18 protein-coding genes and 1 pseudogene are annotated in these 24,367 nt (G+C 68.9%); 13 read left to right on the forward strand and 6 right to left on the reverse strand.

Features of this window, described 5'->3' with window-relative positions:
* Positions 1–25: 25 nt before the first annotated feature.
* A pseudogene (locus ABIC30_RS02435) lies at positions 26–478 on the reverse strand (IS5/IS1182 family transposase); the annotation flags it as partial.
* A 220-nt stretch (positions 479–698) separates the two neighbouring features.
* Between ABIC30_RS02435 and ABIC30_RS02440 the strand changes: the two are divergent.
* A complete protein-coding gene (locus ABIC30_RS02440) occupies positions 699–1,091 on the forward strand; it encodes an Ivy family c-type lysozyme inhibitor (protein WP_081636440.1) in 393 nt (130 codons plus the stop codon).
* Positions 1,092–1,158: 67 nt separating this feature from the next.
* On the opposite strand, the gene ABIC30_RS02445 is transcribed toward ABIC30_RS02440, so the two are convergent.
* Positions 1,159–1,467 (reverse strand): hypothetical protein, encoded by a 309-nt coding sequence (locus ABIC30_RS02445; protein WP_354453837.1) that lies wholly within the window; start codon positions 1,465–1,467, stop codon positions 1,159–1,161.
* Between the two features lie 170 nt (positions 1,468–1,637).
* On the opposite strand from ABIC30_RS02445, the gene ABIC30_RS02450 reads away from it, so the two are divergent.
* From ABIC30_RS02450 to ABIC30_RS02485, 8 genes are all read left to right on the forward strand, one after another.
* A complete protein-coding gene (locus ABIC30_RS02450) occupies positions 1,638–2,246 on the forward strand; it encodes a PAS domain-containing protein (RefSeq protein ID WP_020091354.1) in 609 nt (202 codons plus the stop codon).
* 840 nt (positions 2,247–3,086) lie between these two features.
* On the forward strand, positions 3,087–3,983 hold the full coding sequence (locus ABIC30_RS02455; protein ID WP_091924202.1) for a LysR substrate-binding domain-containing protein: 897 nt from the start codon (positions 3,087–3,089) through the stop codon (positions 3,981–3,983).
* A gap of 219 nt (positions 3,984–4,202) precedes the next feature.
* Entirely contained in the window at positions 4,203–4,952 is a 750-nt protein-coding gene (locus tag ABIC30_RS02460; protein WP_056522144.1) for an SDR family NAD(P)-dependent oxidoreductase, read from the forward strand.
* A gap of 13 nt (positions 4,953–4,965) precedes the next feature.
* Positions 4,966–5,817, forward strand: coding sequence for a transketolase (locus ABIC30_RS02465; protein ID WP_056522141.1), 852 nt, complete (start codon positions 4,966–4,968; stop codon positions 5,815–5,817).
* Positions 5,814–6,836, forward strand: a complete 1,023-nt coding sequence (locus ABIC30_RS02470) for a transketolase family protein (protein ID WP_354453840.1) — start codon at positions 5,814–5,816, stop codon at positions 6,834–6,836. Before ABIC30_RS02465 ends, ABIC30_RS02470 begins: the two co-directional genes overlap by 4 nt.
* A gap of 303 nt (positions 6,837–7,139) precedes the next feature.
* The gene (locus tag ABIC30_RS02475) at positions 7,140–8,156 is read left to right on the forward strand and encodes a TRAP transporter substrate-binding protein (protein ID WP_354453842.1); all 1,017 of its coding nucleotides are present in this window, start codon (positions 7,140–7,142) and stop codon (positions 8,154–8,156) included.
* A gap of 12 nt (positions 8,157–8,168) precedes the next feature.
* Positions 8,169–10,070, forward strand: a complete 1,902-nt coding sequence (locus tag ABIC30_RS02480; protein WP_354453844.1) for a TRAP transporter large permease — start codon at positions 8,169–8,171, stop codon at positions 10,068–10,070.
* A gap of 757 nt (positions 10,071–10,827) precedes the next feature.
* Positions 10,828–12,702 carry a Hint domain-containing protein gene (locus ABIC30_RS02485; protein WP_354453846.1) on the forward strand — a complete coding sequence of 625 codons (1,875 nt, stop codon included), beginning with the start codon at positions 10,828–10,830 and terminating at the stop codon, positions 12,700–12,702.
* A 27-nt stretch (positions 12,703–12,729) separates the two neighbouring features.
* Here the strand turns inward: ABIC30_RS02485 and ABIC30_RS02490 are convergent, their stop codons facing one another.
* From ABIC30_RS02490 to ABIC30_RS02500, 3 genes are all read right to left on the reverse strand, one after another.
* Entirely contained in the window at positions 12,730–14,418 is a 1,689-nt protein-coding gene (locus ABIC30_RS02490) for a putative bifunctional diguanylate cyclase/phosphodiesterase (protein ID WP_354453848.1), read from the reverse strand.
* Positions 14,415–16,265: an ATP-binding protein gene (locus tag ABIC30_RS02495; RefSeq protein ID WP_354453849.1), complete on the reverse strand. Its 1,851-nt coding sequence runs from the start codon at positions 16,263–16,265 to the stop codon at positions 14,415–14,417. Before ABIC30_RS02495 ends, ABIC30_RS02490 begins: the two co-directional genes overlap by 4 nt.
* Positions 16,266–16,555: 290 nt before the next feature.
* Entirely contained in the window at positions 16,556–16,756 is a 201-nt protein-coding gene (locus tag ABIC30_RS02500) for a hypothetical protein (protein WP_056522129.1), read from the reverse strand.
* Between the two features lie 190 nt (positions 16,757–16,946).
* Between ABIC30_RS02500 and ABIC30_RS02505 the strand changes: the two genes are divergently transcribed.
* The 3 genes from ABIC30_RS02505 to ABIC30_RS02515 all read left to right on the forward strand — a co-directional run bounded on the left by ABIC30_RS02505 (position 16,947) and on the right by ABIC30_RS02515 (position 18,821).
* Positions 16,947–17,189, forward strand: a complete 243-nt coding sequence (locus ABIC30_RS02505) for a hypothetical protein (RefSeq protein WP_020091367.1) — start codon at positions 16,947–16,949, stop codon at positions 17,187–17,189.
* Positions 17,190–17,223: 34 nt separating this feature from the next.
* Entirely contained in the window at positions 17,224–17,439 is a 216-nt protein-coding gene (locus ABIC30_RS02510; RefSeq protein WP_056522126.1) for a hypothetical protein, read from the forward strand.
* A gap of 101 nt (positions 17,440–17,540) precedes the next feature.
* Positions 17,541–18,821, forward strand: a complete 1,281-nt coding sequence (locus ABIC30_RS02515; protein WP_020091369.1) for an O-acetylhomoserine aminocarboxypropyltransferase — start codon at positions 17,541–17,543, stop codon at positions 18,819–18,821.
* Between the two features lie 128 nt (positions 18,822–18,949).
* Here ABIC30_RS02515 and ABIC30_RS02520 read toward each other — a convergent pair whose 3' ends face one another.
* Positions 18,950–20,737, reverse strand: a complete 1,788-nt coding sequence (locus ABIC30_RS02520; protein WP_354453852.1) for an acyl-CoA dehydrogenase C-terminal domain-containing protein — start codon at positions 20,735–20,737, stop codon at positions 18,950–18,952.
* A gap of 301 nt (positions 20,738–21,038) precedes the next feature.
* Between ABIC30_RS02520 and ABIC30_RS02525 the strand changes: the two genes are divergently transcribed.
* Complete coding sequence (locus tag ABIC30_RS02525) at positions 21,039–24,308, forward strand: SEL1-like repeat protein (RefSeq protein WP_354453854.1); 3,270 nt, start codon at positions 21,039–21,041, stop codon at positions 24,306–24,308.
* The last annotated feature ends 59 nt before the right edge of the window (positions 24,309–24,367 follow it).

Consider the following 24,367-nt stretch of genomic DNA (forward strand, 5'->3'; position numbering starts at 1 on the left):
CGAGTCGCCCAAGGGTTGATTCTGAAGTGACGTGCCGCGTCAGGAGAGGGCCGAGGGTTTCCACCGCCATGCGCAGCATCGAGCCCTTCTCGCGCTTGGCCCCATTGTAGCCCGCTCGTTCGCCGCTCTCGGGCGAGGAGCGCGAGGTCCGGCCGTCGAGCATGGTTGCGGTCGGCTCCGGCGCCCGACCCGCGGCGAGGTGCAGCACCGCGCGCGGATCCTCGGCCCGTTGCTCGAAGCAGCCACCTGATAGTCCGCGCTGCGCCTGCCGATACACGGCAAACCAGGGCGGCAGGTCGTGCGGCCTCAGCCGCCACAGGCAGCCGGTCCTGACGATGTGGCGCAGCGCGCTGAACACCTCCCGCAACGCATGCTCGCGCTGACCGGCATCCTCGCGCAGCAGCGTCAGTTCGTGCGCGACCGGCGCCCGTTCCTCATCGGAAACGTCGGGCAGATACGGCTCGCGGGCAGGGCTCATCCCCACCCACCCGAGCATCAGCCCCAATCAGGACCCTAACAGCCTGAGAGCGCGTCTGAAGAGCAGAATGCACAATAGCCCCGCGCGGCGGTGTCGGCGGGGCCGGAGATAATGGTCTGGAAGAACCAGACGGGTGTCGCATACCGCGGACCATATTGCTAAGGCTGATGTCTTGGGTCCAGCAGTTGCCGGCGCCGGCGGCTGAGCTATTCTCATTCTTATGCACACAGTCTTCGCTGTACTCAGTCTCGTCGCTGTCGGACCGGCCGCTGCTGCGGATGTCTACCTGTTCGATCTGCTGCGCCGACCCGACTACGAGCGCGCCTACAACGCGATGCTGAGAAGTGGTCCTTCAGTGCCGAAGTGGGTGACGGCCTATAGCCGCACGTCGAACGGACCGTCCCAACCTTCCAGAGAAGTAAAAGCGGATGGCGAAACCTACCTGCTCGCTGACGTGTGCAAAGTCCACGACTGCCTCGACCATAAACTTCAGGTGATATTCGCGCCGGGCGGGCGGCGCGCGTGGGGCCGGCTGTATGAGAACGGCCGCACCAGCTGGATAGGCAGCCCATCGCCGGCGCTCAGGAAGGCGGCCGATCGGATCGGATTCTGAGGCGGTCGCATATTCCACGTCGCGACGTCCCGATCGGCTCACCGGGCGGAGGGCCGGCTGTTCAGCCTCAGGCGCGCTCGGCCGTCTTCTGCATCAGCTCCAGGAGCCTGCGTCGATCCTCAGGATCACGGACTAAATTGAAAGCGGCCAGCAACTCCGCGCACTCAGCGTCGCTGGCGACCGGGGCCACCGGAATTGCCGCGGCGGACGCTTTCGCATCGACGGCGTTCGGTGGCCTGTAGAACGCAGAGGGCGGCACCTGCACCGCTTCCGCGATACGACTCAGGAGCCGTTCCGTTCTCTGTTGCCGAAGCGTCGAGACCCAGCATTCCTCCTCATGATGAAGGGCGCTGGGGGGCGGCGTCTTGCTGCTCATAGGCCTCCGTCTCGGCGTCCCGCACGCGCCGTGTACACTGTTATACCGTTTCAAATTCTATTTGAATGCGTGTGAAGCGCAACGGTTGTGCTAGCGCAAAGCTTGCCCTTTGTGGTTGTGTCGTGCGACAGGTCACATGGGTGTGAGCGAACAGCGAGAGCAGGTACGGCGTGCCGAAGCCCCGATCCCTTGGCGGTCAGACGTGTCCGAAGGCATTTCAGTCGGCGCTCGATGAACTCGACGTCATCGGCCAGTGGGAGTGGGACGCGGCGACGGACTGCGCGCGCTCGGACGCCTTCGTGGCGCTGCTCTTCGATGTCGACCCGCAGCAGGCGGAGGCGGGCGTTCCACTGACCCAATACGTCGAAGCCATACACCCCGAGGATCGGGTGCGGGTTCTCGATCTGATCCGGCGCAGCGCCGGCGAAGGTAGCACCTTCCTGACCGAGTACAGGGTCATCTCGGTCGACCGTCAGACCCGCTGGGTTCTGGCGCGAGGCCGCTTCACCGCTGATCATCAGGGGCGACCGGTCGGTGGTGGCGGCATCCTCGTGGACATCACCTCACTGCGGATGAGCGAGGGCACTTTCGCGGAGGGCACGCGCCGCCCCGATGAAACCGCGCTCGACCGGGCCGCCGATCGCGCCATCGCCGCACAGCAGGCGATTGTGGAGTTGCGAGATCCGGCTCTGAAAGCGCTGGCCGACGCGCTCTTGATATCGCTGGGCCGGAAGCTTGCGCAGCAAGAGGTGCAGGACCGGCGCCGGAAGATGAACTGATCGAGGGCGCTCTTGCCCCCTCACGACGCGGAAGCGCGCCCGACGTCACCAGCGTGTGAGCCGCGACGCGAGGCCACTCATCGGCAGGATGGCCGGCGGCTACCACGCCATCTCCACTGACGGGTGAGCTGACGATCGATAGACTCGCGGCCGATGTGCCGGATCTCGCCTGCAAGCCTCTGCCGGCTCCGCACGCTCGCTCAGACCGACGCCGCTTCTATCAGGTGAGCGGTTACCTGTGTGGCCTGTAGGTGGTCGGCTTGGTCGTCGCCACCGGGTCGACTGATCTCGAGAACGTCGAGTACAGCGTCACCGATACCAGTCGAGCCGAGTTCGAGGGGCAGCCCGGTCTATCCTCGTCCAGCTTGTACGGCCTCATGGATTTTCGCGCGACCGGTCCCCGGATCCGAAGCGCGTCCAGAAAAGTGGGCGTGCGAGGAACGCGACGACCGTGTCGGGCTGCCGGAGCCGGTCCTGATTGTCCGCTCAGGATCGCAATCGGATGTCGCGCTTTCGTCTCGAAGCGGACATGCTGCCTCCGGTTCGATCCTGCTGATTGGACCGATGCGCGCTGGTTCCCCGCGCGGACAGAAGGGGAAGCGGTCCGATAGGTGTTGCTTCGACCAGACACTGGCGCATCATCTCATGCGGCAGGTGCCCCTATGGAATGCCTAGACCCTCAACCCGGAAGGCGACCGGTCATAAGGCGAGTAGGGCATCGTGACGCGTTATTCATTGTCGCGGATGCAGTCAGCGCAACAAGATCAAGCATCGTGAGGAAACTGCTCGCAAATAGGCGATGCGATACTCTCGTAAAATGGAAGACTTTAAGATAGCGTCATGGCTTCGGATCTTCCTTTGTCCGCGTTCCGCATCTTCGAGGCAGCGGCGCGACGTCGCTCTTTCAAGGAGGCTGCCGGCGAGCTGAACCTCTCGGCCAGCGCTGTCAGCCACGCCATGAGCAAGCTCGAGGAGTCGCTCGGCGTGCCTCTCTTCGAGCGCGTCGGGCAGGGTATCGCGCCAACGACAGCGGGAGAGGCGCTCCTCGACCACGTCAGCCGGGCTTTCGCCGAGCTGCATCGCGGGCTCGACATGATCTCGACGCGCGGCTCGCAATTGCTGCGCCTGCATTGCGCCCCGAGCTTTGCCGCACAGTGGCTGACGCCCCGGCTGTCGGGTTTTCTGCGCGACCATCCTGGGATGGAGGTGCGACTGGCCGCAGGCATGGACTACGCGCGCTTCACCAACGACGAGTTCGATGCCGATATCGTCTACGGCCCCCCGCGCGGCGAGGGCTTGCTGCGCATGCCTCTCGGCGTTGAAACGGTGACACCGCTCTGCGACCCGTCGCGAGCAGAGCAGATCAAGAAGCCGTCCGATCTGTTCCGGCATCCCTTGATCCAGAGCGACACGAAGCTGGTGCGCTGGCCGCACTGGTTCGACAAGAACGGCCTGACGGCGCCGGCATCCGCAGCCCTGCGCTTCGACCGCAGCTTCCTGGCATTGACCGGAGCGGCCGACGGCCTCGGCGTCGCCCTGGAGTCGACACGTCTCGCGGAACGGGAAATGACGATCGGACGCCTCGTGGCACCGCTTGCAGGTCGTTCAGTGGATATCCACTACACCGGTCACCATCTCGTCTTTCCGCCATCATCGCGACGGCGCGAACCTCTGAGGATCTTCGCGCGCTGGCTCGCTAGAGAACTGTCTGTATCGCCGAGCTCGGAGCTGGAATAGCGTTTAATGAATTTCATTCATGTTTGAATGCAATCTTCGCGTTTGTTCATTGCCTCTCGGGCAGCCATAAGGGCGTCAACGATAGGACGCGAGGAAACGGCTCGGACGCTGACGCCCGTCAGAGCGCGGCCCGAGAGGGTGAGCTGGCTTCATGCCACGCTTTCTCCGCCTCCCATCGCAGAAGAAGCCGGGTTCGGCCGGTTTGCAGGGAGGGTCTACATGCTTCTCGAGAACAAGGTCTGCGTGATCACCGGGGCGGCCTCCGCCCGCGGCATCGGCAAGGCCACCGCCCGGCTCTTCGCGAAGCAGGGCGCCCGCGTCGTCATCCTCGACCTCGACGCCGGCCAGGCCGAGGCGGCCGCCCGCGACCTCGGTGACGGCCATCTCGGCCTCGCCTGCAACGTCACCGACCGGGGCGCATGCCAAGCTGCCGCCGATGAGACGATCGCCCGCCTCGGCTCGATCGACGTGCTGATCAACAACGCCGGCATCACCCAGCCGCTCAAGCTGATGGATGTGGGACCGGAGAACTACGACGCGGTCACCGACGTCAACCTGCGCGGCACGCTCTACATGAGCCAGGCCGTGGTCCCGCAGATGCGGAAGCAGAAATCCGGCTCGATCGTCTGCATGTCGTCGGTCTCGGCCCAGCGCGGCGGCGGCATCTTCGGCGGTCCGCACTATTCCGCGGCGAAGGCCGGCGTCCTCGGCCTGCAGAAGGCCATGGCCCGCGAACTGGGCGCTGACAGCATCCGGGTCAATTCCGTCACTCCCGGTCTGATCCAGACCGACATCACCGGCGACAAGCTCACCCCCGAGCTCAAGGTCGAGATCGCCAAGGGCATCCCGCTCGGCCGCCTCGGCGTCGCCGACGACATCGCCAATGCCTGCCTGTTCCTGGCCTCCGACCTGTCCGCGTACATCACCGGCGCGGTGATCGACGTGAACGGCGGCATGCTGATCCACTGAGAGGGAGGACCTCATGTCAACCGAACGGCCCCACGAGGGTTCGAACATCTCGCTGGCCGATCGGGCCTACAATATCCGCCGCCACGCCCTGCTGATGGGCGAGGTCCAGGGCCAGGGCTACATCGCCCAGGCGCTGGGCATCTCCGATGTGCTGGCGGTGAGCTACTTCCACGCGATGACCTACCGTCCGGAGGATCCGGAATGGGAGGGCCGCGACCGCTTCTGCCTCTCCATCGGCCACTACGCCATCGCCCTCTACGCGGCGCTGATCGAGGCCGGGATCATCCCGGAGGACGAGCTGACGAGCTACGGCGGCGACGACAGCCGCCTGCCGATGTCCGGCATGGCCGCCTACACGCCCGGCATGGAGATCACCGGCGGGTCGCTCGGCCACGGGCTCGGGATCGCGGTCGGCATGGCGCTGGGCCTGAAGCGGAAGAACGCGAAGAGCTTCGTCTACAACCTGTTCTCCGACGGCGAGCTCGACGAGGGCTCGACCTGGGAGGCCGCCATGTCGGCCGGGTCGTTCAAGCTCGACAACCTGATCGGCATCGTCGACGTGAACGGCATGCAGGCGGACGGCCCCTCGCACGGGGTTCTCAACTTCGAGCCGCTGGCGCCGAAGTTCGAGGCGTTCAACTGGTTCGTTCAGCGGGTCGACGGCAACGACCTCGACGCGCTCGTGAAGGCCTTCGATGCCGCCCGGCACCATCCGGGTCCCGAACCCCGGGTGATCATCTGCGACACGAAGATGGCCAAGGGCGTGCCGTTCCTCGAGGAGCGCGAGCGCAACCACTTCCTGCGGGTCGAGCCGGCCGAGTGGACGCAGGCGCTGGAGATCCTGGACGAGGGGAGGGTGCAGTGAGACGCTCGAAATATGAGAGGCCCGCGCCGCGCGTCGGCGGCGGCGCCAAGACCTCGGCGATGATCGCCTCGCTGGCCGCCCCTGGGCAGCGCACGAAGCCCGCCCCGTTCGGCCACGCCCTCGTGGAGCTCGCCAAGACCCGGCCCGACATCGTCGGCCTCTCGGCGGATCTGGCCAAGTACACGGACCTGCACATCTTCGCGCAGGCCCACCCTGACCGGTTCTACCAGATGGGGATGGCCGAGCAGCTCCTGATGAGCGCGGCCGCCGGCCTCGCCCGCGAGGGGTTCGTCTCAGTTGCCACCACCTACGCGGTGTTCGCGGCGCGGCGCGCCTACGATTTCATCTGCCTCGCGATCGCGGAGGAGAACCTCAACGTTAAGATCGCCTGCGCGCTGCCCGGCCTGACCACCGGCTACGGGCCCAGCCATCAGGCGACCGAGGATGTCGCGATCTTCCGCGGCATGCCGAACATGACGATCCTCGACCCGTGCGACGCGCACGAGATCGAGCAGATGGTCCCGGCGATGGTCGCCCACCAGGGCCCGGTCTACCTGCGGCTGCTGCGCGGCAACGTCCCGCTGGTGCTCGACGAGTACGGCTACCGGTTCGAGTGGGGCAAGGCCAAGACGATCCGCGATGGCCGCGACGTGCTGGTGATCTCGTCGGGCCTGATGACGATGCGCGCCCTGGAGGTGGCCGAGGCCCTGCGCGAGGATCGGGTCGACGTGGCGGTGCTGCACGTGCCGACGATCAAGCCGCTCGACGCGGCGACGATCCTGGCCGAGGCCCGTCGCGGTGGGCGCCTCGTGGTCGTTGCCGAGAACCACTCGGTGGTCGGCGGCCTCGGCGAGGCGGTGGCGGGATTGTTGATGCGCGACGGTACCCTGCCGGAGCGCGGCTTCCGTCAAGTCGGCCTGCCGGACGAGTTCCTCGACGCCGGAGCGCTGCCGACCCTTCACGACCGCTACGGCATCTCGACCGAGGCGATGGTTCGAAGCATCCGCGGTTGGCTGTAGGCGCAGCCGTCGCTCGCGACAACAAGCGACTACTCGCACCCATAATTGAGCTGAATTGAGATGATCGCGGATCTCCGCGTCCGCGATCATGCTGTGCCGTAGAAAGATTTCTCTATTCATTCGGTCGCATCGCGCGCTCCGAGCGATGATGCGCGCCTGAAAACAATTAACGAATTCAATATTCGATCAAAACAATAAAAACGCTCAGCAAAAGGGCGACCTGCACGCATGGGCAGAGGCCGGCGATCTCAAAGACCGTAGCAGGCCGGATCGCGCCACCGAGCATCATCAGGGAGTGACATCGTGAGCACATTCAACATAAGCCGTCGGACACTTCTTGCCGGCGCCGCGGCTGTCCCGATCTTCGGCATCATCACGCGCCGGGGCGAGGCCGCCGAATTCGGCTACAAGCTCGCCACCGGGCAGGACCCGACCCATCCGGTCAACGTCCGGGCGCAGGAAGCGTGCGACCGGATCCGCGAGGCGACGAGCGGGCGCGTCGACATCAAAATGTTCCCGGCCAATCAACTCGGCTCGGACACCGACCTGCTGTCGCAGGTGCGGAACGGCTCGGTCGAGTTCTTCAACCTCTCACACTCGATCCTGTCGACCTTCGTGCCGGCGTCCAGCCTGCCCAACACCGGCTTCGCCTTCAAGGATTACGATGCCGTCTGGAAGGCCATGGACGGGGCGCTCGGCGACTATGTCCGCGCCGAGATCGCCAAGACGCCGATCACGACCATCTGCAAGAGCTGGGACAACGGCTTCCGTCAGATCACCTCCTCGACCCGTGAGATCAGGACGCCCGAGGATCTGAAGGGCTTCAAGATCCGCGTGCCCCAAGCACCGATGTTGACCTCGCTCTTCAAGGCCCTCGACGCCGGGGCCGCGCCCATCAATTTCAACGAGCTGTACTCGGCGCTCCAAACCAAGGTCGTGGAGGGCGAAGAGAACCCGCTGCCGATCATCGCCACGACGCGCCTCTACGAGGTGCAGAAGTCCTGCAGCCTGACCGGCCACGTCTGGGACGGCTACTGGATCCTCGGAAACAAGCGCGCTTGGCAGAAGCTGCCCGAGGACCTGCGCGCGATCGTGACCAGGGAGTTCGACCGCTCGGGTCAGGATCAGCGTGCGGACGTGGCCAGGCTCAGCGACTCTCTGCGCACGACCCTGTCAGAGAAAGGGATCAGGTTCATTGATGTCGACCGCGAGCCATTCCGTGCCGCTCTCGCCAAGACGAGTTTCTACAAGGACTGGAAGGCGAAGTTCGGTGAAGTCGGCTGGAGCCACCTCGAAGCCGTATCCGGCAAGCTCGGTTGAGAGTGGGGTGTCATGCACGTCGATATCGCTGCTGCCGCCTCTGTCGAGGCAACGCCCAGTCACGGCCTGCACGGGCCCCCGCTGAGCGGTCACCCATGGCTCGGGACCGCCGATCGGTTCCTCGGTCATCTCGTCGAGATCCCGGCCGCCCTGCTGGTGCTGGCCGAGATCGGGGTGCTGCTCGCCGGCGTCGTGAGCCGCTACGTCTTCCATGAGCCGCTCGTCTGGTCGGACGAACTCGCCGGCATCCTGTTCCTGTGGCTCGCCATGCTGGGCGCCGTGGTCGCCTTCCGCCGCGCCGAGCACATGCGCATGACGGCGATCGTCGCCATGACCGGACCCCGCAGCCGCGCCTTTCTGGAAACAGTCGCGCTGGTGGCCGGCCTGATCTTCGTGAGCCTCGTCCTGCACCCGGCCTACGAGTTCGCGGCCGAGGAAATCTACGTCCAGACGCCGGCCCTCGATCTCAACAATGCGTGGCGCGCCGCTGCCTTGCCGATCGGCCTCGGCCTGATGCTGCTGGTCGCCGTCATCCGCCTCTTCGAAACGGCCGATTGGCGGATGACGGCCGGCGCACTGGTGCTCGGCGTTGCGGTCGCGTGTGGGCTCGCCGCCCTCCAGCCTTGGCTGGCGGGGCTGGGCAACCTCAACCTGTTGCTGTTCTTCGTCGTCGGCGTCGGCGCGCTGGTCTTCTCCGGCGTGCCGATCGCCTTCGCGTTCGGCCTGTCGACCTTCGCCTACATCACGCTGACCACCAACGCCCCGTCGATGGTCGTGGTCGGCCGCATGGACGAGGGCATGAGCCACCTCATCCTGCTCGCCGTGCCGCTGTTCGTATTCCTCGGCCTGCTGATCGAGATGACCGGCATGGCCAAGGCCATGGTCGGCTTCCTGGCCTCGCTGCTCGGCCACGTCCGCGGCGGCCTGCACTACGTGCTGGTCGGGGCCATGTACCTCGTCTCGGGCATCTCCGGCTCCAAGGCCGCCGACATGGCCGCCGTCGCCCCCGTGCTGTTCCCCGAGATGAAGGCCCGCGGTGCCAAGGAGGGCGACCTCGTGGCCCTGCTCGCCACCACCGGCGCGCAGACCGAGACGATCCCGCCCTCGATCGTGCTGATCACCATCGGCTCGGTCACCGGCGTGTCGATCACCGCGCTGTTCACCGGCGGCCTGATGCCGGGCCTCGTCCTCGCCGCGACGCTCTGCGCGCTGGTCTGGTGGCGCTACCGCCGCGAAGACCTGAGCCACGTCGCCCGGCCGTCCGGCCGGGTCATCGGTCGCGCCTTCCTGGTGGCGATCCCGGCGCTGGCGCTGCCGTTCGTGATCCGCTTCGCCGTGGTCGAGGGCATCGCCACCGCCACCGAGGTCTCGACCATCGGCATCGTCTACGCGGCGCTGGCCGGCCTGCTGATCTACCGCCAGTTCGAGTGGCGGCGGCTCTACCCGATGCTGGTGACCACCGCCGCGCTGTCCGGCGCGATCCTGCTGATCATCGGCGCGGCCACCGGGATGGCCTGGGCGCTCACCCAGTCGGGCTTCTCGGAGACGCTGGCCGTCGTGATGAAGGGCCTTCCGGGCGGCGCGCTCGGGTTCCTGTTCGTCTCGGCCTTCGCCTTAATCATCCTGGGCTCGGTGCTGGAGGGCATACCGGCGATCGTGCTGTTCGGGCCGCTGCTGTTCCCGATCGCGCGGGCAGTCGGGGTCCACGAGGTGCACTATTCGATGGTGGTCATCCTCGCGATGGGCATCGGCCTGTTCGCCCCACCCTTCGGCGTCGGCTATTACGCGGCCTGCGCCATCAGCCGGATCAACCCCGACGCCGGGATGCGCCCGATCGTCGGCTACATCCTGGCCCTGCTGGTCGGGCTGCTCGCCATCATCCTCGTCCCCTGGTTCTCGATCGGCTTCCTCTGAGGCGCTGCAACGCGATCCAGGAAGCGGCTGCATCCAACGGAATGCAGTCGCTTCCTCGTCGGGGGACTGTCCGATCAGTGCATCCTGGGAGGTGCCGCCGACCCGCGAGGCCGCACGGCCCGACCGAAGAGGGCGGCGAGCGCGGCCTGTCGCTCATCGGTCGCCCTGGACAAGGCCACGTGCTGGATCGGATCGCCGCTTGCCCCCGCGATCGCGTGCGACTGCGCCGGCTCCTTCCACTGAACGCGCGTTCTGGCCCGGAAGATCGGAGCTGCAATGGCTTGCGGGCCGGCACCGATCGCCTGCCTGAACAGCCTCTACGGCGACAGCAGGGGCGGACCCGAGGCTCATCGCGCGGCGACGTCCGAGCATCCGGTCGAGCATCACCCAGCGTTCCGATCCGCTGGCCGCGATGACGCGGTACAGGCCCCCGCCGTCACCGGCCCTCCAGCCCGTCACGGCCGTTCCGTGCGGCGCCTCGATTGACCGTCAGCCAGTACGGCCGCAGCCGCGCGGCGCCGTGACTGATTTGCGCCACGTGGCCGATACGGTTAGTCAGCCTTAACCGTGTCGTCTTTGCCTGCTCGATGGCGCGACGCGACCGGCGGGCGTTCAGGCCACGGCCTGTCGCAGCCGATGCTCACTTCGTCCGCGCGACACGCAGGACATTATTAACTATTCGCGGATTGCTTGTTGGCAATCTTGATTTGACAGCGCGCCACGTCCGGCGAACCAGAATGGTGATGAGACGGCGTCGATGCTTGATCTGACGGGCTATCGCCTGACCTACGACGACGAGTTCAACGCGCGCAGCATCTCGCAGAACGGCGTCGGGACGACCTACCGCGATATTCGCACCGAGTGGCGGTACGACGCCAACTCCGACATCGGCTTCGGCCGGTCCTCGTTCCTCGATTCCGGGTCCGGTTACGATCCCTTCAGCGTCCAGAACGGTGTCCTGACGATCACGGCGGCGCCGCCCGGGACGAGCGCGTCCGGCTATCCGGGGAGCTGGCAGTCCGGCCTCATCAGCACGCAGGGCAACTTCTCGCAGACTTACGGCTACTTCGAGATCCGCGCGGATTTCTCCAACAATCCCGATGCCTGGGACGCCTTCTGGCTGCTGCCGAATCAGCAGAGCCCGCAGTCGAGCAGCGCCAACGGACACCAGGAGCTCGACGTCGTCGAGCATTACGGAAACAACGACCGCGGCGTCTACAGCACGATCCACACGACCGACCCGCAGCCGCCCGGAACGACCTGGCAGCAGACCCGCCAAGTCTACAGCGAGATGCCCAATCCCAACGGGTATCACACCTACGGCATGAACTGGCAGGCCGATCGCATCAGTTTCTACGTCGACGGTCAGCTCGTCGGTTCGCAGGCGACGCCGTCCGACCTGCACAGCCCCATGTATCTGCTGGCCAACCTGGCCGTGCAGAGCACGGCGACGACGGGCACCCGCTTCAGCTCGAGCATCGACTATATCCGCGTCTACTCGAACAACCCCAACGCGGTCGCGGTGCCGCAGGACCGCGTGTCGTCGCCGGATGGCCGAGACCCGGGTTTGTACGGGGCGACGGCCGGTCTCCGGTCGGGCGCCGGCGCGGCCGGAGCGCAGCCGGGCGCGACCGGGTCGAACTCCGGTTCGACGGCGCCTGCATCGGGCGCCAACGGGTCGAATGGATCTTCTCAATCGTCCTCCGGCACGGCTCAAGGGACCGCGGCGCCGGGGAACGCCCCGTGCTACTGCACCGGCACGTCCATCAGGACCGACCGCGGCGACGTCGCTGTCGAGCGGCTCGCGGTGGGCGACAGGGTCGTCACGGCCGCGGGCCTGCTTCGGCCGATCCGGTGGATCGGTCGCCGCACCTATCCCGGATCGTCGGCCCCGCCGACCGAGCGGCCTGTGCGCATCCGGGCCGGCGCGCTCGACGACGGCGTCCCCGCCCGCGACCTGCTCGTCTCGCCGGACCACGCCGTTTGGCTGGACGGGCTGTTCGTCGCCGCCGGCCACCTCGTCAACGGAACCAGCATCACCCGCGGTGAGCGCGTGATCGATCTCACCTACTGGCATATCGAGCTCGACAGCCACGACCTGTTGCTGGCGGAGGGCGCGCCGGCCGAGAGCTTCCTGCCCGCTCCCGGCCTCCGGCGGCTCTTCGACGGCCGCGATCCGGACGACAGCGCGATCGGTCCGCAGGCCTACGCGCCGCGCACCGCGCTCGGTCCCCAGCTCGCCGCCCTGCGCAGGCGGCTGATCCGTCGGGCCGGCGCGACGTCGCGTCCGGGCGCCGTGCGGGCGTGGCTGGATCGCTGCGCGCTGCGCGCGGACGGCGCGCTGCGCGTGGCCGGCTGGGCCCACGACGCCGCGCAGCCCGACGCCCCCGTATGCCTGGACATCGTGGTCGACGGGACGATCGTGGCGGTGACGGTGGCGGCGGAGTACCGCGCCGACATCGCGGCGGCGGGCGTGGGCGACGGCCGGCACGGATTCGACCTCGGCGTCGAGGCGCCCCTCGCTCCCGGTGTGCCGCACGTGGTCGAGGTGCGCCGCTCGATCGACGAGGTGGTCATCTGCGCCATGGCCGCGGACGCGGCGGGCGTGTGGCGGCCCCTGCTGGCCGCCTGACACGACACCGCGGCCGCGCGGCGGACGTCAGGCGCGCCGCATCAGGCTGGACGCGCGGAGGTCCGACGCGCGCAGGTCCAACGCGCGGCCGCGCGCGGCCGGACCGCGCGACCCGGCCATGCGCGGCGGCTCGGCCTGCCGGATCTGGTCGAGCAGCAGCGGGCGCGCGAAGTAGTAGCCCTGGGCGCAGCGGATCTGCGTGGCGCCGAGCAGGTAGGCGACCTCCTCGAAGGTCTCGACGCCTTCGGCCACCACCGTCATGCCCAGCGCCGCACCGAGCGACTCGATCGCCTTCAGGACGATCTGGCTGCGCGGCCGCTTGTCGATGTCGGTGATGAACGAGCGATCGATCTTCAGCTCGTCCGCGGTGATGTCCGCCAGGGCCGCGAGGGACGAGTAGCCGACGCCGAAATCGTCGATCGAGACGCGCGCGCCGATCGCCCGGATCTTCGGCAGGACCTCGCGCTGGAAGCGGCCCGTCGTGAAGAAGGCCTCCTCGGTCAGTTCGAGCACGAAGCGCTCGGCGAGTCCCGTCTCGCCGAGCGCCGCGCAGAAGGCGGTCATGAACGGCACGTCGCAGGCCTGTTTGGCGGCGATGTTAAGGCTCACGGTGACGTCGGGTCCGAAAACCTCGTCGATGTCGGGCATCGCCCGCACCGTCTCGGCCAGGAGCTGCAGGGTGATCTCGTTGATCAGCCCGAGCTCGATGGCGAGGGCGATGAAGTCGCCGGGCGCCTGGATCATGCCGACCTCGTCGCGCCAGCGCAGGAGCACCTCGACGCCCGTGACCGCGTGGGAGCGCATGTCGACCTTGGGCTGGAAGGCGCAGCAGAAGCAGCGGTCGCGGATCGCCAGCCGGAGGCGCTGCTCCACGGCCATGCGGGCCGTGGCGGCCTGGCTCATCGCGTCGTCGAAGACGCTGACGCCGCCTTTCAGCTCGCCCTTCACCCGGTACATCGCGTTGTCGGCCTGCCGGGCGAGGGTTTCGTAGCTGTCGCCGTGCTCCGGGAAGAGGCTGACGCCGATGGAGGCGGAAGCGAAGATCTCGTGCCCGTCGATGAAGAACGGCTGCTTCAGGCGCTCCGAGATGGCGCGCACGGCGGCCAGCGCCGCGTCCCCGTCGGTGACGGGAGCGAGGAGCAGCACGAACTCGTCGCCGCCGATCCGCGCCAGGAGGTCGCTCGGGCGCAGCGCGCCGCCGATCCGGTCGGACACCTTGCGCAGCAGGGCATCGCCCGCGGCGTGGCTGTAGTAGTCGTTGATGTGCTTGAAGTTGTCGAGATCGATGAAGGCCAGGGCGAACCGGTCCCCCGGCGCGGACCCCGCCAGGACATCCGCGATGCTCTGCTCGAACATCGTCCGGTTTGGCAGGCCGGTCAGGGCGTCGATGAAGGCCTTGGTGATCAGCTCCCGCTGGATCCGGTGATGTTGCGTGACGTCGATCAGGGTCGTCAGCGTGAAACCGTCCCGGTCCTCGGCGACCGGCCGCGTCCGCACCTCGAGCATCCGGTCGTCGACTGCCTCGACGGTCCCGGCGTCCCGGGCGCCGGCCGCCGCGGCGGGAAGCGCCTGGACGGCCCTGTCCCCGAGGGCGCGCGCGGCGGCGTTGGCGAGGACGCAGTGACCCTGGCCGTCATGGACCACGACCCCGACGGGTAGCGCCTGGATGGCGGCCTCGAGCAGGGTTCGACGCTCCGGGAAAGCGGGCTCGCTCATGCCCCGCCCTGCTGCCACAGGGGCTTGGCAGCCTGGGCGCCGGCCGGGGCGCCCGTCTGGGCGCCGGTCTGAGCTTGGTCGCCGCCCTCCAGGGGGCGGCGGAGGAGACGGCGATGCACCTGCTCGAGGGCGGCGCCGTGCGGGCCGTCCGAGCCCGCCTCGCGCGCGAGGCGCGCCGCCGCGGCCGGATCGCCGTCGTACCCGGCGACCTTGTTCATGGTGGCGCCGCGCCAGCGCTCGACGACGGCGCCGACGAAGGCCGCGCCGGCGACAGTCGCGTCGTCCTCGGCGGCCCTGCCGCTCGCGTCGTTGCGCGGGTGACGGGCCGACGGCAGCGGCCGGAAGGTCATCCGCGCCGGGATCGGCACGCCCTCGCCGAAGGCGATGACCTCGCCGGTCCCCAGCGACGGCACGAAGGTGAGGAGGTTGGCGGCGTCCGAAACGGCCGCGGCCAGGAAGGCCTGGTCGCGCGCGTTGGTCATGCGCATGGCGAACAGGGTGCTGCATTGCGACATGATCGTCGCGTCGAGCTCGGCCGGGCGCTGGGTGACCAGCCCGAGATGGACGCCGTGCTTGCGGCCCTCGCGGGCGATCCGCGCCAGGGCGCGCCGCGTCGGCGTGAAGCCCACCGACCGGTCGGCCGAGGCGAAGCGGTGGGCCTCCTCGCAGACGAACAGCAGCGGGACGGCGCCCTCGCTCCAGATGCCGAACTCGAAGGCGAGGCGGCACAGCACGCACACGACGGCGTCGACGACCTCCATCGGCAGACCGGCGAGCTGCATGATCGTCATCGGCCGCCCGTCGGGATCGAGCCGGAACAGGTGCGCCAAAATCTCGCCCATCATGTCGCCGCCGACATTGGCGTTGTCGATCATGAAACCGTGCCGGGGATCGTTCCGGATCGCCTCGATCCGGGTGATCAGCCGGTGATAGTGCATCCGGGAGACGCGGTTCTCGAGCCGACCCATCCGCTCGTCGATGAGCGCGAGCAGATCCTGCAGCATGTAGGGGACCGGCGTGTCGACCGTGTAGCCGGCGCCCTTGCCGAAGGGCCGCTTCACGATCTGGCGGTCGCTCGCCTCCTTGTACTGCCCGTACTTGCTCTTCGCGAGGGGGATCACCTCGGCCAGGATCTCGATCTCCTCGTCCACGGCCGGCCGGCCGCCGTAGATGACGTCGGCGATCTCCTCGAGGTTGAACAGCCAGAACGGCAGCTTGAGGGTCCGCGGGCTGATGACGCTCGCGCGGTCGCCGAAGCTGGCGGCGTACTCGTTGTGCACGTCCAGTAGGAAGACGCGCACGGCCGGCCGCGCCCGCATCACCTCATCGAGGATGACGGTGACGCCGCTTGACTTCCCGACACCGGTCGCGCCGAGCACCGCGAAGTGCTTGGAGAGCAGGTCGTCGATCTTGATGCAGGCCGGGGTCTCGGGATCCTGGTAGAGCGCGCCCACGGCCGCCGTGCCGGTCGCCGAGACCTGATGGACGATCCGGAGGTCGGTGGCGGACAGGAGTTCCACATCGTCGCCGATCGCCGGGTAGCAGCTCACGCCGCGGCTGAAGCGGTGCGCGCCCTGCGCCGCGTGGATCTCGCCGAGCAGGTCGAGGCTCGCGTAGGCGCCCGGCCGGTGCCCGCGCTCGCTGCCCGAGGACAGCGTGGTGACGATGCCGACGAGGATCGCCTCTCCGGCACGGATCCGAACCAGATTGCCGACGGTGACGCGCACCCTGGGCCGGCCGCCCTGCACGATGAGTTCGAGATGGACCTTGGATCCCTCGATCGACGTCACCGCGCCCATGGGCGACGCGGCATCGTCGTGCCGGACCGTTCCGTCGCCGCTCAGCATCGTTCGCACCCTGGTCAGAAACAGAATCGGCGCGATACTGGTCGGGCGTGATTAAAGTTCTGACAAAGAAATATGGCCAGCGAAACAATGCTTAACCGATGCCTTACGGCTCGTGAGCATCGTCAAGGTTGTATTTGATGGCCGCCGCGACGGTCGCGCGGGAGGACGCGGACCGGTCGGCGCATGATCCAGCGGGATCGTCTGCCATCGACATGCCGGCGCGGCGCGGAAACACCCGCGCAGATTCCACATGGAAGGTCGTGTCCGCCCCTGCCGGTCGCGGCCGCAGCCTACGCGACCTGACCGTCGCCGAAATGCTCGCGCATCCAGCACTCTCCGGAGATCCGCGCTCCGTTCTGTGTCACGAACGCGTAGGGCGAGTGCTCCACAACTGCGCCGCCGCGGCTTCGGATGATCCAGCGAAAACATCGCGGATCGTCCAGGCACGGGACGATCTCGACGGTATGAGAGCGCGTGATTTCGGTCGTCATGACCGGTAAACGCTCGAGCGCGGGACTCCGCTCCACGGATCGTGTGTGGAAGGTTACCGAGCGGTGTGGGCGCGCACGCCAGTTGGACCTGTCCGTCAGGTTCCATGGCCGGAACCTTCCCCACCGCGGCCCGGTTCGGGCCGAGCCCTCCGGCCGGGCGCGACCCGGCTCCGCGCGACAAGGATGCTGCATGCCGATCAAGGCCCTCAACGACCGCAAGAAGCTGTCGAACGACTTCAACGAGGCCAACGACGCCTTCATCGACGAGGTGCTGAGCGCGCTCCAGGGCGGCCGGATTCCGGTCGATCTTGCCCGCGCCTACCTCGCGCATCCGGTCGCGATGATGCACACGGACGGGGCGCAGGCCGTCGCCAACTACTTCGAGCGCATGCTGGCCCAGCGCCCGAACATCGACTGGACGCCGGGCGCCTGAGCGCGGCGAGGCACCCCGACGAGAAGGAGCGCGGATGACCGCCGACGAGATCGAGGATCTGAACCGGGCGCGCGCCGCCCTGGCCCGCCAGCGGAACGCCATCGCGCGGCGCCTGGGCGGCCTCGACCTGGCGCCGATCTCCATGGCCGAGGACCTGACCCGGACCCTGCTCGCCATCGAGGCCGTGGACCGTGCCCTGGTCGATGCGGGCCAGCCGCATATCGACATCGGCCACCGGCCGGACGCCTAGGGATTGCGAAGCGCTCGGTCGCGCCCGAGTCTTCGCGCCCGAGTCTTGCGCCGCACTCCCAGGCGTGCGTACAGGCTCGGGTGCTCTGAGGAGACCCGACGATGTCCGACCGCATGCCCGGCTTCAACACGCTGGCGATCCACGCGGGCGCCGCCCCCGACGCGGCCACCGGCGCGCGGGCGACGCCGATCTACCAGACCACCAGCTTCGTGTTCGACGACGTCGACCACGCCGCGTCGCTGTTCGGGCTCCAGGCCTTCGGCAACATCTACACGCGGATCACCAATCCGACGAACGCTGTCCTCGAGGAGCGCATCGCGGCGCTCGAAGGTGGGACCGCAGCCCTGGCGGTGGCCTCCGGCCACGCGGCCGAGTTCCTGACCATGCACGCCCTGATGCAGCCGGGCGACGAGTTCGTGGCCTCCAACAAGCTCTACGGCGGCTCGATCAACCAGTTCAACCACTCGTACAAGAACTTCGGCTGGTCGGTGGCCTGGGCCGACAACGACGACCCCGCCTCCTTCGAGGCGGCGATCACGCCGCGCACCAAGGCGATCTTCTGCGAGTCGATCGCCAATCCCGGCGGCGTCATCACCGACTTGGCAGCGCTGTCGCAGATCGCCAAGAAGCACAACATCCCGCTCGTCGTCGACAACACCATGGCGACGCCGTACCTGATCCGGCCGTTCGAGCACGGCGCCGACATCGTGGTGCACTCGGCGACCAAGTTCCTCGGCGGCCACGGCAACTCGATCGGCGGCCTGATCGTCGACGGCGGCTCGTTCCAGTGGGCCGGCGACGCGCGCTACCCGATGATGAGCCAGCCGCGGCCGGAATATTCCGGCATGGTTCTGGCCGAGACCTTCGGCAATTTCGGCTTCGCCATCGCCTGCCGGGTGCTGGGCCTGCGCGATCTCGGGCCGGCGCTGTCGCCGTTCAACGCGTTCCTGATCCTGAACGGCATCGAGACGCTGCCGCTGCGCATGCAGCGCCACTCCGACAACGCGCTGACGGTGGCCAAGCACCTGTCGACGCATCCGGCGGTGTCATGGGTCAGCTATCCCGGCCTGGAGACCGACCGGTACCATCAGCTCGCCCGGCGCTACACGCCGAACGGCGCGGGGGCCGTCTTCACCTTCGGTCTCAAGGGCGGCTACGACGCGGGCGTCAAGCTGGTGTCGAGCCTGCAGCTGTTCTCGCACCTCGCCAATATCGGCGACACGCGCTCCCTGATCATTCACCCGGCCTCGACGACCCACCGCCAGCTCACCGACGCGCAGAAGACCGCCGCGGGCGCGGGACCCGACGTGGTGCGGTTGTCGATCGGCCTGGAGGATCCGGCCGACCTGATCGAGGATCTGGACGCGGCACTCGGTGCGTGAGCCCGGCGTCATCGCGAGCGCGGTGAAGCGACCCTGGATTGCTTCGCTCCGCTCGCAAGGACGGCGGTGCTTCCAGCGATCTGACCAGAAGCCGCCGGCTGGCGCGAGGCGCACAGCCGGCGGGCTGCTCAGAACGCCTCCGCCTCCAGCGCCATGGTGCTCTCGGCCCCGGCCTTGATCCGGTTGAGGCGCAGGGCGGTCTCCGGCAGCATCCGCTCCATGAAGAACCGGCCGCTCGTCAGCTTCGACTCCCAGCGGGGGGAGGGGGCCTCGGCGTGCTTGGCCTGGGCGGCCTTTGCGATCTTCGCCCACATGTAGCCGAGGGCCACGAGGCCGAAGAGGTGCATGAAGTCGGTCGCGCCGGCGCCGGCATTGTCGGGCTTGCTGAACGCGTTCTGCATCAGCCACATCACGGCGCCCTGGAGGTCGTTCAGCCCGGCCTGGAGCGGCTTGGTGAACGGCGCCATGGCGGGATCCTCGCCGTGGTCCTTCAGGAAGGTCTGGACCTCGCCCAGGAAGGTCATCATTGCCCGGCCGCCGTCCTTCGGCAGCTTGCGGCCGATCAGGTCCATGGCCTGGATACCGTTGGCGCCCTCGTAGATCATGGCGATGCGGGCATCGCGCACGAACTGCGACATGCCCCATTCCTCGATGTAGCCGTGGCCGCCGAGGAGCTGCTGGGCCTCGACCGCGTTGGCGAAGCCGCGGTCAGTGAATACGCCCTTCACCACCGGGGTCATCAGGCCGAGATGGTCGTCGGCGGCCTGCCGCTCCTTGGCATCCTCGGAGCGGTGCAGGATGTCGGCCTGGAGCGCGGTCCAGAGCATGAGGGCCCGGGCCGCCTCGTTGAAGGCGCGGATCTGCATCAGCGTGCGGCGCACGTCCGGATGGACGATGATCGGGTCGGCGGCCTTCTCGGGCGCCTTGGCGCCGGTCAGAGCCCGACCCTGGATCCGGTCCTTCGCGTAGGCGGCGGCGTTCTGGTAGGCGACCTCGGATTGCCCAAGGCCCTGGACGCCGACGGCGAGCCGCGCCTCGTTCATCATCACGAACATGGCGTTGAGGCCGCGGTTCTCCTGGCCCACGAGCCAGCCCGTCGCCCCGTCGTAGTTCATCACGCAGGTGGCGTTGCCGTGGATGCCCATCTTGTGCTCGAGGGAGCCGCAGGACACGCCGTTGCGCGCCCCGAGGGACCCGTCGGCGTTCACCAGGAATTTCGGCACCACGAACAGCGAGATGCCCTTTGTGCCGGCGGGCGCGCCCTCGATCCGCGCGATGACGAGGTGCACGATGTTCTCGGCGAGGTCGTGCTCGCCGGCCGAGATGAAGATCTTGGTGCCGGTGATGCTGTACGAGCCGTCGCCGTTCGGCACGGCCTTGGTCTTGAGAAGCCCGAGATCCGTGCCGCAATGCGGCTCGGTCAGGTTCATGGTCCCGGTCCAGGCGCCCTCGACCATCTTGGGCAGGTACAGCGCCTTCTGCTCCTCCGAGCCGTGGACCAGCAATGCGGCCATCGCGCCCTGCGTCAGGCCGGGATACATGCCGAAGGCGAGGTTCGCGCCCGAGGCGAATTCCTGGATCGCCGTGTTCAGGGTGTGCGGCAGGCTCTGGCCGCCATAGGCCTCCGGCACCGACAGGCCCATCCAGCCGCCGCTGGCGTAGGTGTCGTAGGCGGCCTTGAAGCCGGTCGGCGTGCGCACCGTCCCGTCGGCCTCGCGGCGGCAGCCCTCGACGTCGCCCGTGCGGTTGAGCGGCGCGAGCACCTCCTCGGCGAGCTTTGCGCCCTCGCGCAGGACGGCCTCGACCACGTCGGGCGAGGCGTCGGCGAAGCCCGCCAGGTTGTCCCGGGCATGGAAGCCGAGGACGTCGGTGAGCAAGAACAGCGTATCCTCGACCGGAGCGCGATACTGCGGCATCTCTGGCTTCCCCCGTCTGGTGCGGGCCTCTCGGAACGGCCCGCCGCGTTGGCCGCATGTAAACGCCGCGCCGCTCCCGGAGCAACGGCTCCGCCCGCCCGGAGCGCGACAGGCGCGGCCGTTCCTCAGCAGCCGCGTGGTCGCGGCCATTACCGGGCCCATCAAACCTTAACTTCGTGTTTACCAAGAAAGTTAATGGTCACGCTCGAACGATCCGACGCGTGCGTCCGTGGATACCGAATTCCGGTCCCGCTCTGCGCCGAGGAAACGGACGCCGAACGCTGCCGACGACAGGCCACCGATGACCCGCAACGCGATGCCGCAGCTCGACAGTTTCGATCCCGAGGTGCTCGACGCGGCCCGCGACGTGGCGGCGCGGGCCGGGGTCCCGCTCGAGACCTGGATCGCGTCGGTGGTGCCGCAGCAGCAATCGGCCGGTCAGGGAAATCGCCGGCACCGGCGGCGCCACCGCGCCGAGCAGCTCGCTCTCGGCGGCAACCGGCCCGAGGCCTCGGCCGAGCGCGCCCTCCCGTCGGCCTCGCCCGACCAGCGGGCTCACGGGACGGCGCAGCGCGCCGAGGGCTACGGCGACGGTATCGCCGCTCTGATGGACCGCCTCGACGGTCTCGACCGCGCCCTCGACCACGAGCGGCGCGCCGCCCAGGACGCCGAGGCGCGCCGCCTCGCGGAGATCGAGGCCCGCATCGAGCGCGCCCTGAAGGCGGCCCCCGTCCAGCAGGTCACCGAGCGGCTCGGCGACATCGAGCGCCGCATGTCGCAGCTCGGCGAGCAGGTCGCCGCGACCCGGACGCCCGGCCGTCGCCCGCGTCCCGCCGCCGCCGACATCCGCAGCGCCGTCCAGGACATCCGCCAGCGCCAGCGCGAGCTGGCTAAGGGCGCCGAGCCGGCGCTCGCCGCGTCCGCGGCCGATGGCGGCGTCGTCGCCAGCATGCGCCTGGACCTCGCCCGCCGTCTGGAGGCGCGGATCGAGGAGGGCGTCGCCCCGTCGACCGCCCTGATCGAGCTTCAGGAGGAGACCACGCGCCTGCGCGAGGCGATCAACCAGCTCGCGACGAGCCGGGACATCGGCGCCCTCGAGCAGGCCGTCGTCACCCTGGCGAGCGGCATCGAGCGCGCCCAGGCGGGGACCGATCTCACCGCCATCGCGGTGCCGATCGAGCAGGTCCGGGCCCAGGTCGAGCGCCTCGCCGAGGAGGTGGCCGAGAACGTCCACAGCCGCGTCGCGGAGGACGTCCGGCGCCTCGCCGAGCGCCTCGACACCGCCGCCGCGACCGGCGCCGCCGGTCCGGACGACCGGACCCTCGCAGGCCTGTTCGCCGAACTCGAGGAGATCCGCCGTCAGATCGCCGCGCTCGCCGGCCCGGAGCGCATCCAGGGTCTCGCGCAGAGCCTGCAGGCTGTGAGCGCGCAGATCGCCCAGCTGCAGCGGACGGCCGCCGGCCCGGACCTCCGGCCGATCCTCGAGGAGATCCGCAGCGACGTGAAGATCGCCGCGCCGGCGGCGCTGGCGGAGCAGATCCAGGCACTCGCCGAGAAGGTCGACGTGCTCTGCGCACGGGACGACTGGTCCGAGCGCACCGGCGACGTGAACGTGGCCCGCTCGGGCGACATGGCCTCCATCCACGCCATGCTCCGCAGCCTCGCCGAGAAGGTCGATCAGGTCGGCACCCGGTCCGAGCACGAGGGCCTCGACGCCCTGGAGCGGCAGGTGGTCTCGCTGGCCGGCCGCCTCGACGCGCCGCACAGCGCCGATCCGGCGCTGGCCGGGCTGGAGCGCACGATGGGCGACCTGCTGCGGCAGGTCACGGCGCTCCGGGAATCGGCGCCGAGCGAGGCCGTGGTGGAGCGTGCCGCCCGCAACGCGGTGGCCCAGACCCTTCAGACATCCGGCCTCGGTGCCGCCGAGACCGGCGAGATCGGCCTCCTGCGCGCCAGCCTCGCGGACATGCAGGCCCGGCAGGTGGCCTCCGATCAGCGCCTCGGCGCGACCCTCGACGGGGTTCAGTCGGCCCTGGAGCGGCTCCTCGTCCGGCTCGGGCCCGCCGAGGCCGTCCCGGCGCGGGGGCCGTCCCTCGACGAGCGCCTGATGTCGTCGACGAGCCCGGATGTGTCCCTCGCGCCCGTCGAGGCGCGCGCAAGGTCGCGGCGCGACAATGCCGAGGCATCTCGCCTGGCCGACGATCTTCTGGAGCCCGGCAGCGGCCGGCCGCCGCGCGAGCCGCGCGCTGCCCGCGAGCCCTCCGCCCGCCGGGCCGTGCAGGAGCGCCTCGGCGACGTCGCCGCCGCGCGATCCGCGGCCGATTCCAAGTCCGAGACCGACATCAAGACCAGCTTCATCGCGGCCGCGCGCCGGGCGGCCCAGGCTGCCCAGGCGGAGCTGGCCGCCGAGGCGCCCGCCGAGCGCCGGGAAGCCCGGAGTGACCGGGTCGCCGCTCTGCAGGGGGCGGCGACCGGCCGCCTCGGACGGTTGCGCGCCGAGATCGATCGCCGTCGCCGGCCGCTGCTGCTCGGCCTCGCGGCCATCGTTCTGGCTCTCGGTGCGCTCCAGGCGATCACCATGCGCGGCGCGGACGAGCCGCGGCCGGCGGCTCCGACGAGCCAGGTCGCGCCGTCCCGCGGCGATGCCGCGGAGGTCCAGAAGGACAGTGCGGACGTCTCCAAGGACGCTTCGAAGGACGCTTCGAAGGACGCCGCCAAGGAGAGCGCGGAGTCGAAGCCGGCGCCGGCTGATCCGACGACGACTCAGTCTCTGCCCAACTCCGTTCCCTCGGACGCCCGGCCCAACGCCAAGGCTGCGGTGCCGCAGGTCTCGGGGATGAACAGCCTGCAGGCCGAGTTCGGCAACCTCCCGCCGGCGCTGGCGAAGGTGAAGCTCGCCGCCCTCGACGGTGACGGCGCGTCGATCTGGGACCTCGCGACGCGGGAGGCCGATGGCCGCGGCATGCCGCGCGATCTGTCGATCGCCGCCAAGCTCTTCGAGAAGCTGGCCGCGGCCGGCTACGCGCCCGCCCAGTACAAGGTCGCGGGCCATTACGAGAAGGGCTCGGGCGTCGTCCGCGACCTCGACAAGGCGAAGCTCTGGTACGGCCGCGCCGCCGAGCAGGGCCACGCCCGTTCCATGCACAATCTGGCGGTGCTCTACGCCGAGAACCCGGCCGCCAACGGCAAGCCGGATTTCGCCTCCGCGGCCTCGTGGTTCCGGCAGGGCGCCGAGTTCGGCGTCCGCGACAGCCAGTACAATCTCGGCGTCCTCTACGCGCGCGGTCTCGGCCTGACGCAGGACCTGATCCAGTCCTACGCGTGGTTCTCCGCCGCCGCGAGCCAAGGCGACGACGATGCCGGCAAGAAGCGCGACGACGTGGCCAACAAGCTCAGCCCCGCCGACCTCGCCAGCGCCAAGAGCCTCGCGGCGAACTTCAAGCCGCGAAAGATCGACGCGGCGGTCAACGAGCCGCCCGCGCCGAAGATGCCGGCGAGCGCGCCGATGTCCCTCCTCGGCGCGCCGATGCCCGGCGCTGTCCCGTTCACGGCGCCGCCGCGCCGGAGCTGACGCCGCTCCGGGCCCGCGGCCCGGCCGCGGGTCCGACCTTGACCGCCACGCCGCGATGC

The organism is Methylobacterium sp. 1030 (assembly GCF_040544715.1).
Classification (GTDB): domain Bacteria; phylum Pseudomonadota; class Alphaproteobacteria; order Rhizobiales; family Beijerinckiaceae; genus Methylobacterium.

Bases quoted from the DNA above. Each gene is read 5' to 3' on its own strand.
- ABIC30_RS02440 (WP_081636440.1), top strand. From the start codon at position 699: ATGCACACAGTCTTCGCTGTACTCAGTCTCGTCGCTGTCGGACCGGCC.
- ABIC30_RS02445 (WP_354453837.1), bottom strand. From the start codon at position 1,467: ATGAGCAGCAAGACGCCGCCCCCCAGCGCCCTTCATCATGAGGAGGAA.
- ABIC30_RS02455 (WP_091924202.1), top strand. From the start codon at position 3,087: ATGGCTTCGGATCTTCCTTTGTCCGCGTTCCGCATCTTCGAGGCAGCG.
- ABIC30_RS02460 (WP_056522144.1), top strand. From the start codon at position 4,203: ATGCTTCTCGAGAACAAGGTCTGCGTGATCACCGGGGCGGCCTCCGCC.
- ABIC30_RS02465 (WP_056522141.1), top strand. From the start codon at position 4,966: ATGTCAACCGAACGGCCCCACGAGGGTTCGAACATCTCGCTGGCCGAT.
- ABIC30_RS02480 (WP_354453844.1), top strand. From the start codon at position 8,169: ATGCACGTCGATATCGCTGCTGCCGCCTCTGTCGAGGCAACGCCCAGT.
- ABIC30_RS02485 (WP_354453846.1), top strand. From the start codon at position 10,828: ATGCTTGATCTGACGGGCTATCGCCTGACCTACGACGACGAGTTCAAC.
- ABIC30_RS02490 (WP_354453848.1), bottom strand. From the start codon at position 14,418: ATGAGCGAGCCCGCTTTCCCGGAGCGTCGAACCCTGCTCGAGGCCGCC.
- ABIC30_RS02495 (WP_354453849.1), bottom strand. From the start codon at position 16,265: ATGCTGAGCGGCGACGGAACGGTCCGGCACGACGATGCCGCGTCGCCC.
- ABIC30_RS02500 (WP_056522129.1), bottom strand. From the start codon at position 16,756: ATGACGACCGAAATCACGCGCTCTCATACCGTCGAGATCGTCCCGTGC.
- ABIC30_RS02505 (WP_020091367.1), top strand. From the start codon at position 16,947: ATGCCGATCAAGGCCCTCAACGACCGCAAGAAGCTGTCGAACGACTTC.
- ABIC30_RS02510 (WP_056522126.1), top strand. From the start codon at position 17,224: ATGACCGCCGACGAGATCGAGGATCTGAACCGGGCGCGCGCCGCCCTG.
- ABIC30_RS02515 (WP_020091369.1), top strand. From the start codon at position 17,541: ATGTCCGACCGCATGCCCGGCTTCAACACGCTGGCGATCCACGCGGGC.
- ABIC30_RS02520 (WP_354453852.1), bottom strand. From the start codon at position 20,737: ATGCCGCAGTATCGCGCTCCGGTCGAGGATACGCTGTTCTTGCTCACC.
- ABIC30_RS02525 (WP_354453854.1), top strand. From the start codon at position 21,039: ATGACCCGCAACGCGATGCCGCAGCTCGACAGTTTCGATCCCGAGGTG.